The following is a 13,234-nucleotide window of genomic DNA, read 5'->3' on the forward strand; positions in this document are numbered from 1 at the left end:
TTTATTCAAAAATGGTGCAGTTGTTGTGAGAAAACAGTTCATGTTTGCTTGGAGGATGGTTTTGTCATTGGTAAAAAAGGCTGACTTTAAAATACTGTCTATGAAATCATTTAGAATATTGCGCTCTTAAAAAACGGAATTAGATTAAAATCTAGGCGGATATAAAAATTGCTCGTCACTTCAGGGAAAAGTTTTGCGAGAATTATAGAAGCTTATTGTGCTGTAAGAAGGGGGAATTTATTCTACTGGAAGCTATGATGATCACAAACGCGTTATCACACTCAGAAAATTCGACATTGGTGTAAGCTCTTTTGTTATGGTACGAGTGATTATTGGAGTCATTGCTCTTTTGATGGTGGCAAAAAAATGGCAGAAATGGATGATGTTCACGCGTTTAAGATTTTAGTAAAATCTGATGAAGAAAGGTTCTTTGTCGATGAAAGAAGAGCATGTGTGAAAAAACATATTTTATAGGCACGCATGTTTATTCTGCGCCTGTCATAGAACCAGCGCTTTATCTTGTGTCAACACCTATCGGGAATCTTGGAGATGTTACTCTACGTGCTTTGCAAGTGCTTGCAGGCGTTGATGTTTTAGCTTGTGAGGATACGCGGGTGACGCGTGTTTTGTTGGAACGCTACAGTATTCAGAAAAAATTGTTTCTTTATCATGAACATAATGCACAAAGGGCAGGACCGAAATTATTAGCAGCTTTAGCCGAAAATAAAAGCGTAGCGCTTATCTCAGATGCGGGAACACCGCTTATTTCTGATCCTGGATTTCGATTGGTAGAAGAGGCGCGTAAAGCTGGTTATAAAATCGTTCCGATTCCTGGAGCATCCGCTCTTTTAGCTGCTCTTGTCACGACAGGGCTTCCCACCGATAGTTTTTTCTTTGCAGGTTTTTTAAGTGCGCGTAAGGTTCAGCGTCAAAAGCGTTTAGAACAATTAAAAGCCATTCCTGCCACGTTGGTTTTTTATGAATCACCCCATCGTCTTGTCGAGACTTTACAGGATATGGTTTCTGTTTTTTCGGCTGATCGTCCTGCGGCAATTTGTCGTGAATTAACAAAAAAGTTTGAAACAATAGATGTTTCCAATTTAGGAAATTTATTTGAAAGTTACAGAAAACAGGACCATATTCGGGGGGAAATCGTTGTGCTTGTTGGGGAGGCTCTTTCCTCTTTGGACGTGATGAGCAATCAAGAAATTGATGAAATGTTATTGGAATTGGCGCGTACACATTCTGCAGCTCAAGCTGCTGCTTTAGCGGCTAAGAAAACAGGTTTAAAAAAGCAAGACCTTTTCCAGCGGTTGATTTTTTTGAAAGATGCGTAAAACTTTAAAGGATGCGTAAGTTTATGCAAAAAGAGCGCAGACAAAAGTCTTTTTATCGAGGTGTTCGTGCAGAAAAATGGGCTGCTTGGTGGTTGCGACTTAAAGGATTTCATATTGCTGAAATCCGTTTTAAAACAAAGTGTGGTGAAATTGATTTAATCGCGCGGCGCGGAAATCTTGTTTTAATCGTGGAGGTTAAAGCACGTTCAACCTTGGCTGAAGCAATGGCTGCGGTTTCTCGGATGAATGAGAGGAGAATTGAAGCAGCAGCCGATATTTGGCTCGCACGACAAAAAGATCATGCTCTTTTATGTGTACGCTTTGACCTCATAGCAATTTTGCCGTGGCGTTGGCCCCAGCATATTCCTGCTTTTTTTACATCTGATAAATAAGAGTTCCTACATCATTTTAACCATGGTAGATGAAAAACATTTTGTTTTTATAGACAGATGGGGTAGGAAACAGTGCGTCACAATTTGAGCGTTATGAGGAGCGAGATATGGACGATTATGAAAAATTTGCAACGGGTTTGTTGATTGTTTTTGGAGCGCTAATTATTGGTGGTTTAATGGCAATGCATATTGTCCTTATGAACAAACCAGGTTTTTTATTTGCACTAGCGGCTGCTATCGTTGGTTGGTTTTCTGCTTTTGCGGTTCTCTTTGATAAGCCTAAAGTCTATTTGGGATTGATTATTCTTGCTATGTTGTGTGTTGCTTCTTCAATTACTATTTATGTGAGTTAATGCGTTAAAATGTATGCGTTGTTGGTGGAATCTTCCTTTAGAATGATAAGAGATAAGGAGTAGAAATGAAAATTGGCTTTGTGGGAACAGGTAAAATCAGTTCTTCAATGATTGATGGCTTAATGAAAAGTGCTTTTGATGTTCCTTCTCTTATCATTTCACCACGGAACGCACAAAGTGCAGAGTATCTTTCGCACAAGTATGATAAGGTTATCATTGCTGAAAATAATCAAGCGTTGCTGGATGTGAGTGATTGCGTTTTTCTTTGTTTGCCTAACCAAGTTGCTAAAGAAGTTTTAAGTTCTCTTCGCTTTCATCCCAAACAGCTTGTTGTTTCTGTACTTGCTATGGCAAAAGCAGCAGAAGTTGAAGAGTGGATCAACCATAAGGTTTATCGTGCTGTTCCGCTTCCTTTTGTGGCAGAATGTAAAAATTTGACACCAATTTATCCTGATCATCCCTTTTTACGCCGTTTATTTGATGCGTTGGGAGGCACGTTGGTACTGGATGCAGAAGAGCAGTTTAATCTTTTCATGACGGCTGGCTCACTTATGGGAGTTTATTTTAATTTTATAGAAACAGCACATCAATGGTTTGTAATACAGGGGTTAAAGAAGCAGCAAGCAGCGGATTTTCTTGCTATGATGTTTGGGAACCTTACGGATGAAATGCGCAGAATTACAGCAATGGATGGTCCATCCTCTCTTGATTTTGCATTGCTTGAGAAAGAGTTTTCAACAAAGGGAGGTACAAATGAACTTTTGTCGAACTGTTTTTCTCGCCAAGGGGGAAGGGACGCTTTAATAACAGCTCTCGAGACTACTTTGCAAAAAATGAATGCTTCGTTCTCTCATTAAAATGTTTGATTTGTATTTTTTGATTTTAATGAAAGAGGTATTAGGGCGTGTATTGAGAGTGACGTGAACGCGGTTTTACCGGATCGTCTGCTATAAACATTTTAAAAGCAAGCAGAATTTTTTCTACAGTCATAAGTTGATAGGTAAACAGTCTTTAAGAACAGAATATTATAGTTTTTTTCTGATAAAAATGATGTGGTTGTTGAAAGTATTTTGTTGTGGGAGTGATAATAAAGCGTGTCTTACTTGTGAAGGAAAACATGCATTGAAAGACACAGAAGAGGTTCTGATTGGAGAGGCTCCCTTTGTTGATTGTGTTTTGTACACTCTCATTTTTGTGGAATGAACAATGATCACATGTTCAAATACAAGGGACCCTCGCTGCCTTGCGGACAGGTCCAATGAATATTTTGGTTGGGATCTTTGATATCGCACGTTTTACAGTGTATACAGTTTGAAGCGTTGATAACATAAGTTGTCTGATCATGATGGTTTAGCCATTCATAGACAGCAGCAGGACAATAGCGGGTAGAAGGTCCTGCATAAATTGCGTATTCAGAGTCTTTTTGTTTTTCTAATGAAGATATTTTTAAATGGCATGGTTGATTTTCTTCATGATGCGTATTGGAAAGTGCAACACTGGAAAGGCGATCAAAGGTGACAATACCATCTGGTTTTGGATAAGCAATGGGTTTAAATTTTTCTGCTGGTTCAAGACATGCATAGTCTGCTTTTCCGTGGGAGAGTGTTTTAAATAAAGAAAAGCCAAAAAGTTGTTGCCACCATATATCAAAGCCGGCAAGTTTAATCCCGTATTTTGTACCATATTTTGCCCAAAGTGGTTTGGCATTGCGCACTTTATAAAGATCTTTGCCAATGGGCCCTTTTCGCCAATGTTCTTCGATTTCTTTGACTTCATCATGAGCACGTCCTTGCGCAAGAGCTGTAGCAATCTTCTCGGCTGCTAATATGCCAGATAAGATGGCGTTGTGTGAGCCTTTGATACGAGGAACATTGACAAAACCAGCAGAACAGCCAATAAGCGCTCCTCCAGGAAAGGTCAGTTTTGGTACAGATTGCCACCCTCCTTCGCTAATAACACGTGCCCCATAGGAAAGGCGTTTTGCGCCTTTGAAGATCTCATAGAGTTTGGGATGTGTTTTAAAACGTTGAAATTCTTCAAAGGGAGAGAGATAAGGATTTTTATAATCTAAATGGACAACAAAGCCTACAGAAATTAAATTGTTTTCCTGATGATAAAGAAAGCCTCCACCGCCGGTATCATCCTCTAAGGGCCACCCCGTGAAATGCTGGACTAAACCGGATTTATGTTTTTGGGGATCAATTTCCCAGAGCTCTTTGAATCCGAGACCAAATTTTTGTGGTTCACGGTTTTTGCTAAGATCAAATTTTTGTATCAGTTGTTTGGCAATGGAACCACGTGCGCCTTCTGCAATGAGAATATATTTTGCCAATAAAGTCATACCAGGCATGTAATTTTTCCCAGGAGTTCCATCTTTGTTAACGCCCATATCACCTGTAAGAACACCGATGATGGCTCCTTTATCATTTTGGATGGTCTCTGTGATCGAAAAACCAGGATAGATTTCTACGCCTAGTGCTTCAGCTTTTTTGCTAAGCCAACGGCAAACATCACCGAGCGAAACGATATAGCATCCGTCATTGGATAAGATTTTAGGGTAAAAAATATTGGGAAAGAGTGTGGCGTGTTTTGGCTTTAGAAAAAAAAATTGATCACTGGTGACAGAGGTTTTGAAGGGATGATCCTGTTCATTTCTCCATTCTGGCAAGAGTGTATTAATGCCAATGGGGTCAACAACTGCCCCTGATAGAATATGTGCACCAACTTCGGTCCCTTTTTCAACAATTGTGACAGAAAGTTCGGGATTAATCTGTTTGAGACGAATTGCTGCCGAAAGTCCTGCGGGACCCGCTCCGACAATGACGATGTCAAATTCCATACTCTCACGTTGTTGATGCAAAGCTGCATTCATGGCTTATAAAGCTTTCTCCAGTTCAGGAATAATATGGTGAAGATCGCCTACAAGGGCATAGTCAGCAATTTGCATGATGGGGGCTTCTGCATCTTTATTAATCGCTACGATAATTTGTGCATCCATAATACCGGCTAAATGCTGGATTGCACCGGAAATGCCAACAGCGATATAAAGTTCAGGGGCAACGATTTTTCCTGTTTGTCCAATTTGCCAATCATTGGGAGCATAGCCAGCATCAACGGCTGCACGGCTGGCACCCAGAGCAGCTTCTAGTTTTTTTGCAAGGGGAAGAAGGAGTGCCATGAACTGCTCTTGTGAACCAAGACCGCGTCCGCCTGATATAATAACACGTGCTGAAGTAAGATCAAGGCGATTGCTTTTGTTGGTTTCTGCTTTCACAAAAGAAGAAAGATTGGGGTTGGGCGCTGGTGTTATTGTCTGAATGGGAGCAGAATTATCATTGTGAGAAGCCGTTGGTGTGAAAGCGGCGGTACGAACTGTTATAACTTTTTGATGATCATTGGTGCGTACAGTTTCGAGAGCATTTCCTGCATAAATTGGTCGTTTAAAGGTATCTGGTGCAAGAACTGCGATAATGTCTGAAATTTGCATGAGATCAAGAAGAGCAGCTACACGGGGCATTACATTTTTGCCGATACTGGTAGAGGCAGCCATGATCACATCATAATCTTTTGCTAATTTGACAATTGTATTTGCCATAGGTTCAGCCAGTTGATGGGCTAAATAATCAGCTTCTGCGATAAGCACTTGGCGCACACCAGTGAGTTTTGCATGGCTTTCGGCAATTGCTTGGACGTTTATTCCACAAACCAAAATATCGATTTCGTTATTGATTTCGTTAGCGGCGGTAAGTGCTTTTGCGGTTTGCTCTGTATTTTGTTCGGCCAATAAAAGAATTGCCATACCTTTTTACCTTTTTACGCAGTTTTTCTTTTGATCACTTTGTTCTCAAATATTAAATACAATTTGTTCGTTTTAGAACACTTACAAGTTCTGCTACATGAGCCATTTTAACACCGGGTTGGCGGGGTTTTGGTTCTTCAACGCTTAAGGTTGTTAAGCGTGGTTGCGTATCTATGCCAAGATCAGCAAGTGCTTTTTGTTCGATGGCTTTCTTTTTTGCTTTCATGATGTTGGGTAGAGAAGTATAACGCGGTTCGTTTAAGCGTAGATCAGCGGTCATCACTATAGGAAGGGGGAGGCGAATGGTTTGAGTGCCGTTATCTACTTCGCGGGTAACTGTTGCATGCCCGTTTTCTATGTTGAAATGCGATGCAAAAGTTGCTTGCCCCCAGCCAAGAAGAGCTGCTAGCATTTGTCCGGTTTGGTTGTTATCATCATCAATGGCTTGTTTTCCCAAAAAGACCATATCTGGTTTTTCTTCATGAACAATAGCTTTAAGAATCTTAGCGATTGCTAAGGATTCGAGTGTTTTTTCCGTTGTTACAAGGATGGCACGATCAGCACCCATTGCGAGTCCCGTTCTCAAAGTTTCTTGTGCAGCTTCTGGTCCAATTGAAACGAGAACAACTTCGGAAATTTTGCCGGATTCTTTTTGGCGAATTGCCTCTTCCACGGCAATTTCGTCAAAAGGGTTCATAGACATCTTTACGTGGGATAAATCAACGCCTGTGCTATCAGGTTTGACGCGTATTTTGATATTATAATCAACAACACGTTTGACAGCGACAATTATCTTCATGATGATCCTCTTTGTTTTTTGACTACAACTTTATAGTAATCTTCACAAGAAACCAAATCGTTTAGAATTGAATTTCATTTATCATTGATTTTCCCATTATATAAGCTTTCTTGCATCTGTTTATACCTTTTTCTCAATGTTACGCGTCTCTCATTTTGTTTTTTGTGCACTTTAAATAGTTGTTACCTTTGCTTGAATAAAAAGAAAAAACAATATGCCTTTATTTGAAATAAATGCGTTGGTCATAGTTTATAAGATAGTGTTAAAGAAACTTAAAATAAAAGCGATGGAAAATAGTATCCAAAGAGCAAAATGAAAAGAGTCTTTTTTTGTTCCGCATGTACAGTTTGTGGTGGGATAAGAGTTCTTGAATATAAGGACAAAAGGGTGAAAAAGCTAAAAAGAGGCATGATTTTTCCATTTAGACTTTAGGAAAAGTAAAATCAAATATGGTTTATTTGAATATTTTTAGAAGTTCTTAAAGCTCTATTTACTAAAGTAGAGCACATTTCTCTATCATTTGTGCGATTCTTTGCAAAAAAATAAGAAAGCGTAGCATTTGTAAGGATAATGAGGGAATAGCGTTTTTGAATACCAAGAGTCATACTATAAAGCAGGTTAAGCATGACAACCCTTCTTTTTTTGTTGTTGAACAAAAGGAGGGGAAGGACACGTCTACGGAAGTAACGATGTCGGATATTGCTAAAAAATTACGCTCTGTTTATGCACAAATGCAAATGAAGCACACGCCTCGTCATTCGGTATCGCAAAGTCCTGTGGAAGAGGATTTTAAATCTTACTTGGATGATATTAGTCGGGCAATTTTGGCTGAGTATTCTATGCGCCGTCAAAAAGAAAAAAAGCTTTTTGCGTGTTTAGAGCAGATTAAAACGCTTGTTCAGGGATTGCAGAGCGAAAAGAAAATCTTAGAAGAAGCAGTGATAACACGGCGTATGTCTCGTTCAAAATCATCTGATTCTGTTGTGCAGCACCTGGCTCATATGGCATGTGAAAAAAATCAAGAACGCTCGATGCTTCAAGAGGGAGCAAATTTTTCTGGACAAAACATCATAACGCCAAATCCCAAAAATGTTGAAAATATTTTGCAACAAGGGAATAAAAGCTCTTTACCAAGTGATGTTCTGAAGACTCCTTCAAAAGAGACTGTGAAGCTTGTGGGGCATTCCGCAAGAGAAGAAAGGCGCTCGGATGTTCAAGAATCTGGTCATTGCACTGAGAGTGAATCGTTGTCTTCCTTAAAGGTAGAGCCTCAGAGGCATTTTTCTTTTTTACGTTTTTTTGTAAAAAAAATACTTCCTTGTTTTTTAGTCGTTGCATTTATGGCTGTGATAACGGTATGCTTTTATGACTTTTTAAGAGGGGCTCTTTTAAATTTTATGATTTAGGGTCATTGATATAAGATGTTTTGCACACATGATTTTGCAAAAGCATGGATGGCATCTTAAATTATTTTTTAAAATATGCGACAAAGAGTATTGAAGAAGGGGATTGTTGGAGAGGGGCTCTCTATCTAAAAACCTCAAAAGATCTTGAAGGTTCTGTAAGTGAGTATTTATTTACCAATTGCTGAAATGTCACTCAACATGCTAATCTTGATTGGTATGGGGGGGGTTGCTGGTTTTTTTTCAGGTCTTTTTGGTATTGGCGGCGGGTTTCTCATCACGCCTTTATTGATTTTCTATAATATTCCTCCTGCTATTGCTGTTGGAACAGGAGCCAATCAGATGATTGCATCATCTGTGACAGGGGCCATTACACATTTTAGAAGACGCACTCTTGATATCAAACTTGGTCTTCTTTTAGCAGTGGGAGGGGGAATAGGCTCTGTCATCGGGATACAGATTTTTTCTGTTCTGAAAAAATTGGGGCAATTAGATCTCATGATTTCGCTTCTTTATGTGATTCTTCTTGGAAGCATAGGAAGTTTGATGATTATTGAAAGTTGGTGCGATATGCTGCGCCAGCGCAAGGCACCCAAAATCAATATGCGTCTTGCTAAGAGGCATAATTGGATTCATCGTTTGCCATTCAAAATGCGTTTTCGGACATCTATGATATATGTCAGCATCATTCCAGTTTTAGGGATTGGTCTTATTGTTGGGTTATTGTCTTCTATTATGGGAATTGGCGGGGGATTTTTTATGATACCAGCGTTGATTTACCTTTTGCGTGTTCCAACCAGTGTGGTGATTGGAACTTCACTTTTTCAGATTACATTTGTGTCCTCTTTCACGACCGTTTTACAAAGTGTGAGTAATCAGTCAGTTGATATTGTTTTGGCTTTTTTGCTGATGCTTGGGGGAAGTATTGGGGCACAATATGGAACAAGGGCTGGACGCAAGTTGAAGGCGGAACAATTGCGTATGGCACTTGCATTTTTGGTGTTGATTGTATGTATGCGTCTTGCTTTTCAATTATTTGTACGCCCCGATAATCTTTTCTCTCTGGATATTCTGATGAGATGAAAATGGGTAGATTATTTTCTTTATGCATTTTTACTGGTTGCTTTTTTGTGGTGCCTTTTTCTACGTGGGCAAATGTTGGGGCAAAAGCTGCATTTGTTGATCAATTTGATCACGAAACTATCCAAATTATCGTAACAACTAAGACAATTACGGTTGATGCACATTTTGATGGTCGTGATCTTTATATTGCTGGTGTTTTGGAAAATATCGATCCATTACATTCTCAACAGAGCCGTTATGATGTTGTTGTCAGCCTAGAGGGGCCGGCTCGGACTATGGTGATGCGGGAAAAGAAACGGAATGCTGGTGTTTGGGTTAACACAGATTCCCTCACTTTTAAAAATGTTCCTCTCTTTTATTCTATGGTCACGACGCGTGAGATTGATGAGATTACTAGCGTTGAAGATTATAAACGCTTGGGGTTAGGATTATCTTATTTGTTGTTGCAGACGGATGAACAAGATTTGGGGAAAGTACAAATTTTTCGTGATGAACTTATAAAATTGCAAAAGACCAAAAATCTTTATCATGAGGAAGTGGGTGGTGTGCGTTTTGGTTCTGGTGCGCTTTTTACAGCACATTTTCGGTTGCCGGCTAATACGCCTGTTGGACATTATCAGGTCCGCGCTTATCTTTTTCGCGATGGGCAATTTATTGATCGTGCAACCACAACTCTTGAAATTGTTAAAGCACATATTGCTTATACAATTTTTCACGCTGCCCACAAATATAGTTTCTTATATGGTGTTGTGGCCGTGATTGTAGCTGTTAGTACAGGCTTTTTATGTCGTTTGATTTTTCAAAAAGATTAGAAAAAGGCAAAAGCTAAGGCATTTATTTTTTATGCAAAATGCGTAAAAGAAGAAAAATAGGCACAACAATGATGGCTCCCATCATGGTCATATGGAAAAAGTTTGTAAGAGTTATAAATCCTGTTTCCCACAAAGATTTAAAAAATTCTGTTATTGTTCGCACAAGACTTCGAGGAGTCCATCCGAGAAAATTCAGCACGATACCAACAAGAAGTGAAAGCATGAGCAGCTTGATAGCAACACGCCCTAATGTTCCTCCAAGAAACGCGTGAAAAGAATTGGACATACATATTTTTCCTTTTGTTCATTTGGATATATCTTTAGATATATTGTGTTTTCCTTGCATCATATCATGGAGGACTTATCCTCAATAAGAAATGTTTCTTTTGTTTCTCCTTACTTTCTTTTCGAGCTCGCCGCCTTTTAATACTGGTGTAACCTCTGTGCTGGTTTCTGAAACACGCTCGTGTTCTGTAGGCATTTTTCGAGATATTTTCATAGTATTCCTTTCATTAACTGATGGATATTCTTTTATTTCCATAAATTCGCAAGGGAATTTTATAATGTTTCGACGTTTGGCATGATGATGAATTTTTTAGTGCGTCGAATATTTAATATCTTTATTTTATAATAGATTAATATGTTGTGTACAGAATGTAATTTCAAGACATTCTCTTTTGGAAAGAGACTATTATCCTTAATAAAACTATGATTATATAAGTATTAAGATTAGATATTATAATCTCTATAAATTAAAATACTAAATTTGTTTGTTAAAAAAACAGGCATAACAAGTGTAATAGAGTTGAATGTTTCTAAAAGAGTGGGGGGGAGATTGTAAAATGTATTGTTAAAAAAATTAGTTATGTGCGGGTGTGGGGGAGATATCAGGGTACGACCGTGTTTATACTTCAAGTCCTACTCATTTTTTTCTTAAAAGATGGGGGATATGAAGGGTTGTTATTGGCGTGAAGTTATGGAAAACTAAAATTTCCTTCTGAATGAAGGGTTGGAAATGGTTATTTTAGCAACTTACGCCTTATCCAAACTGTTAAAATATCAAATCATGATTGGGGCTTTTGAAACAACTGGGGGCAATTTAATGATATTTCTAAAAAATTGATGACACTTCTAGAAAATCGCAAAACGAAATTTGAAGAAGAGAATCTGTTTGATGAAGCAAAAAAGGAACCTTTGTTTTCTATATCCTCAGTTATAATGTGACATCATTCATTAAAGTGCTGTCATTCGTAATGTTTTCATCCTGTATCAGATTTGTTTTCATTGCATATTTTGTTTTTTCTCTCTCGTGTTTTGGAGGAAATGCGTGTTTGGCAAGAGGCTGCTGCTCTTGGAGGTTTTGGTATTTTGCCTTTAGGAGATGTGCTTTCTAAGCCTGATTTTATTTGTTTTGCATGTTGTTGCATGGAAAAATTATCCAATAATCTTAAAAGGAAAAGTCTATGAATTTGAAAGGAAAAATATTGAAAGGGAGCAGTTCTTTTGTTGCTGCTGTTATTACACTGGGGATGTTTGTGCAACAGGTTTCAGCAAAAACACCTGCCGATACCCTTGTCATGGCTTGGAATCTCGATCCAATAAGTACATTTGACCCTGCACAACTCAATGATCGCTATGGAATTGAAGTGGTGAACAATATTTGTGATAATTTAGTCGTTTCTGCTACCGATGATGCAGCTAAAATGGTTCCTTCTTTGGCAAAGAGTTGGGATGTTTTAAGTGATGGCCAGAGTACGGTGATTACTTTTCATCTGCGCGATGGTTTAAAGTTTAATGATGGTCGTCCTGCTCTTGCCAATGATCTTGTTTGGGGTATGAGGCGAGTTGTTAAATTGAAATTGTCCAATGCAGCAACATTTAATGAATATGGTATCACAGAGCAAAATGTTGATGAGGCTTTTCAAGCACCAGACGACAAAACGGTGGTGATGAAATTCGATAAGCCTTATCCAGCAGAGCTCATTCTTAGCAATATTTCCACCAACCGCACTGGTGCCTTGCTTGATCGTGAGACAATTATGAAATACGAACAAGATGGAGATATGGGAAACCGGTATTTGGCTAGCCATTCTGCTTGTGTTGGTCCTTATCAGCTAAGCAGTTGGCGTCCTGGAGAAGCTCTTTTATTGCGTGCAAGTTCCAATTATTGGGGGGAAGCACCTAAATTGAAGAAGATTTTAATTCGCCATGTTGCTGAGCCAGGGACTCAACGCTTATTATTGGAAAAACACGATATTGATGTGGCACGTAATCTGATGCCAGAGGATTTGACAGATCTCCAAGCAACAACAGATATTAAGGTTGAAAAAGTGTTGGCACCCTCCGTGATCATATGGGGTTTCAATACGACAAACCCCATTTTTGCCAATGAAAAAGTGCGTTTGGCGATGCGCTATCTTATTGATTATGAAGGTCTTGGAAAGACCCTTCTCAAAGATGTTGGTATTCCGCGTGCAAGCTTTATTCCTCTTGGGACTCTTGGAGCTTTGGATGAAAAAGAAGGACAACCCTTTAAACTTGATCTTCAAAAAGCAAAACAACTTTTAACAGAGGCAGGTTATCCGGATGGTTTTGAGGCCAATATTTTTGCAGGAGCCTCTCCTTACCCGTTTGCTTTGCCCATTGCTCAATCACTCCAAGACAATGCAAAAAAGGTGGGTGTGCGCTTTAAAATTGAACGTTTTGTAGGTACGTTGTTGTTTTCAAAACTTTACGCACGTGGTTTTGATACGATTTTTTTCGGATGGAATAATGACTCTGCAGATCCTTATACAATGGCTTCACGCCTTATTTACAACCCTGATAATCGGTTTGAGGCGAAAAATACAGGCTATCCTAGTTGGTGCCATGGATATTTTGATAAAACTATGAATCAAAAGGTTAAGGACGTGTTGTTTGAAAAAGATCCACAGAAGCGAGCACAAATGTACGCTGATTTGCAGCGTGAATTTATGCAAAAAGGACCTTATGCTTTCATCTATCAGACATATAGTATTGTCGCAATGACACCTGATGTTAAAAAATGGGTTTGGAATAGTGCACCACGTATCTTTTATAGTGCGATTGAAAAATAAGGAGTTTGAAGTATTGTAAAATACAACAAGAGTATCATCATGCTCTCTTCGACGTTTTGTCTATAGTTTAAAGGCTTTACAAAACGTCGAAGTTTAGTGGTAATGGGTTGATATGTTGTGTATAGAATAATATTTCAAGACACTCTCTGTTTAGAGAGACA

Annotated in this window: 13 protein-coding genes; 9 read left to right on the forward strand and 4 right to left on the reverse strand. The window is 38.9% G+C overall.

Annotated elements, in window-relative coordinates; genetic code table 11:
• Positions 1-449: 449 nt before the first annotated feature.
• The 4 genes from rsmI to J7R12_RS02815 all read left to right on the forward strand — a co-directional run bounded on the left by rsmI (position 450) and on the right by J7R12_RS02815 (position 2,939).
• Positions 450-1,337, forward strand: a complete 888-nt coding sequence (rsmI, locus tag J7R12_RS02800) for a 16S rRNA (cytidine(1402)-2'-O)-methyltransferase (RefSeq protein ID WP_126603668.1) — start codon at positions 450-452, stop codon at positions 1,335-1,337.
• A 23-nt stretch (positions 1,338-1,360) separates the two neighbouring features.
• Positions 1,361-1,729, forward strand: a complete 369-nt coding sequence (locus tag J7R12_RS02805; RefSeq protein WP_183228392.1) for a YraN family protein — start codon at positions 1,361-1,363, stop codon at positions 1,727-1,729.
• Between the two features lie 107 nt (positions 1,730-1,836).
• Positions 1,837-2,082 carry a hypothetical protein gene (locus J7R12_RS02810; RefSeq protein WP_126603666.1) on the forward strand — a complete coding sequence of 82 codons (246 nt, stop codon included), beginning with the start codon at positions 1,837-1,839 and terminating at the stop codon, positions 2,080-2,082.
• 65 nt (positions 2,083-2,147) lie between these two features.
• Positions 2,148-2,939, forward strand: a complete 792-nt coding sequence (locus J7R12_RS02815) for a pyrroline-5-carboxylate reductase (protein WP_126603665.1) — start codon at positions 2,148-2,150, stop codon at positions 2,937-2,939.
• A 353-nt stretch (positions 2,940-3,292) separates the two neighbouring features.
• On the opposite strand, the gene J7R12_RS02820 is transcribed toward J7R12_RS02815, so the two are convergent.
• From J7R12_RS02820 to J7R12_RS02830, 3 genes are read right to left on the reverse strand one after another with little or no spacing between them, the layout of a single operon-like run.
• Positions 3,293-4,954 (reverse strand): electron transfer flavoprotein-ubiquinone oxidoreductase, encoded by a 1,662-nt coding sequence (locus J7R12_RS02820; RefSeq protein ID WP_126603664.1) that lies wholly within the window; start codon positions 4,952-4,954, stop codon positions 3,293-3,295.
• 3 nt (positions 4,955-4,957) lie between these two features.
• Positions 4,958-5,881 (reverse strand): electron transfer flavoprotein subunit alpha/FixB family protein, encoded by a 924-nt coding sequence (locus J7R12_RS02825; RefSeq protein WP_126603663.1) that lies wholly within the window; start codon positions 5,879-5,881, stop codon positions 4,958-4,960.
• 52 nt (positions 5,882-5,933) lie between these two features.
• Positions 5,934-6,680 carry an electron transfer flavoprotein subunit beta/FixA family protein gene (locus J7R12_RS02830; protein WP_126603662.1) on the reverse strand — a complete coding sequence of 249 codons (747 nt, stop codon included), beginning with the start codon at positions 6,678-6,680 and terminating at the stop codon, positions 5,934-5,936.
• A 587-nt stretch (positions 6,681-7,267) separates the two neighbouring features.
• On the opposite strand from J7R12_RS02830, the gene J7R12_RS02835 reads away from it, so the two are divergent.
• The 3 genes from J7R12_RS02835 to J7R12_RS02845 all read left to right on the forward strand — a co-directional run bounded on the left by J7R12_RS02835 (position 7,268) and on the right by J7R12_RS02845 (position 9,978).
• Positions 7,268-8,086: a hypothetical protein gene (locus tag J7R12_RS02835; RefSeq protein ID WP_126603661.1), complete on the forward strand. Its 819-nt coding sequence runs from the start codon at positions 7,268-7,270 to the stop codon at positions 8,084-8,086.
• 159 nt (positions 8,087-8,245) lie between these two features.
• Positions 8,246-9,166 carry a sulfite exporter TauE/SafE family protein gene (locus J7R12_RS02840; protein WP_126603660.1) on the forward strand — a complete coding sequence of 307 codons (921 nt, stop codon included), beginning with the start codon at positions 8,246-8,248 and terminating at the stop codon, positions 9,164-9,166.
• 2 nt (positions 9,167-9,168) lie between these two features.
• Positions 9,169-9,978, forward strand: coding sequence for a TIGR02186 family protein (locus tag J7R12_RS02845; protein WP_126603659.1), 810 nt, complete (start codon positions 9,169-9,171; stop codon positions 9,976-9,978).
• A gap of 22 nt (positions 9,979-10,000) precedes the next feature.
• Here J7R12_RS02845 and J7R12_RS02850 read toward each other — a convergent pair whose 3' ends face one another.
• On the reverse strand, positions 10,001-10,264 hold the full coding sequence (locus J7R12_RS02850) for a DUF6460 domain-containing protein (protein WP_126603658.1): 264 nt from the start codon (positions 10,262-10,264) through the stop codon (positions 10,001-10,003).
• Positions 10,265-11,301: 1,037 nt separating this feature from the next.
• On the opposite strand from J7R12_RS02850, the gene J7R12_RS02855 reads away from it, so the two are divergent.
• Both J7R12_RS02855 and J7R12_RS02860 read left to right on the forward strand, forming a co-directional pair.
• A complete protein-coding gene (locus tag J7R12_RS02855) occupies positions 11,302-11,445 on the forward strand; it encodes a hypothetical protein (RefSeq protein WP_164713735.1) in 144 nt (47 codons plus the stop codon).
• Positions 11,442-13,073, forward strand: a complete 1,632-nt coding sequence (locus J7R12_RS02860; RefSeq protein ID WP_126603657.1) for an ABC transporter substrate-binding protein — start codon at positions 11,442-11,444, stop codon at positions 13,071-13,073. Before J7R12_RS02855 ends, J7R12_RS02860 begins: the two co-directional genes overlap by 4 nt.
• The last annotated feature ends 161 nt before the right edge of the window (positions 13,074-13,234 follow it).

This window comes from Bartonella vinsonii subsp. vinsonii, from assembly GCF_902825235.1.
Taxonomy (GTDB): Bacteria; Pseudomonadota; Alphaproteobacteria; order Rhizobiales; family Rhizobiaceae; genus Bartonella; species Bartonella vinsonii.

Coding starts and splice junctions, on each gene's coding strand:
- J7R12_RS02825 (WP_126603663.1), bottom strand. CDS start 5,881: ATGGCAATTCTTTTATTGGCCGAACAAAATACAGAGCAAACCGCAAAA.
- J7R12_RS02845 (WP_126603659.1), top strand. CDS start 9,169: ATGGGTAGATTATTTTCTTTATGCATTTTTACTGGTTGCTTTTTTGTG.
- J7R12_RS02850 (WP_126603658.1), bottom strand. CDS start 10,264: ATGTCCAATTCTTTTCACGCGTTTCTTGGAGGAACATTAGGGCGTGTT.
- J7R12_RS02815 (WP_126603665.1), top strand. CDS start 2,148: ATGAAAATTGGCTTTGTGGGAACAGGTAAAATCAGTTCTTCAATGATT.
- rsmI (WP_126603668.1), top strand. CDS start 450: ATGTGTGAAAAAACATATTTTATAGGCACGCATGTTTATTCTGCGCCT.
- J7R12_RS02810 (WP_126603666.1), top strand. CDS start 1,837: ATGGACGATTATGAAAAATTTGCAACGGGTTTGTTGATTGTTTTTGGA.
- J7R12_RS02820 (WP_126603664.1), bottom strand. CDS start 4,954: ATGAATGCAGCTTTGCATCAACAACGTGAGAGTATGGAATTTGACATC.
- J7R12_RS02805 (WP_183228392.1), top strand. CDS start 1,361: ATGCAAAAAGAGCGCAGACAAAAGTCTTTTTATCGAGGTGTTCGTGCA.
- J7R12_RS02855 (WP_164713735.1), top strand. CDS start 11,302: ATGCGTGTTTGGCAAGAGGCTGCTGCTCTTGGAGGTTTTGGTATTTTG.
- J7R12_RS02860 (WP_126603657.1), top strand. CDS start 11,442: ATGAATTTGAAAGGAAAAATATTGAAAGGGAGCAGTTCTTTTGTTGCT.
- J7R12_RS02830 (WP_126603662.1), bottom strand. CDS start 6,680: ATGAAGATAATTGTCGCTGTCAAACGTGTTGTTGATTATAATATCAAA.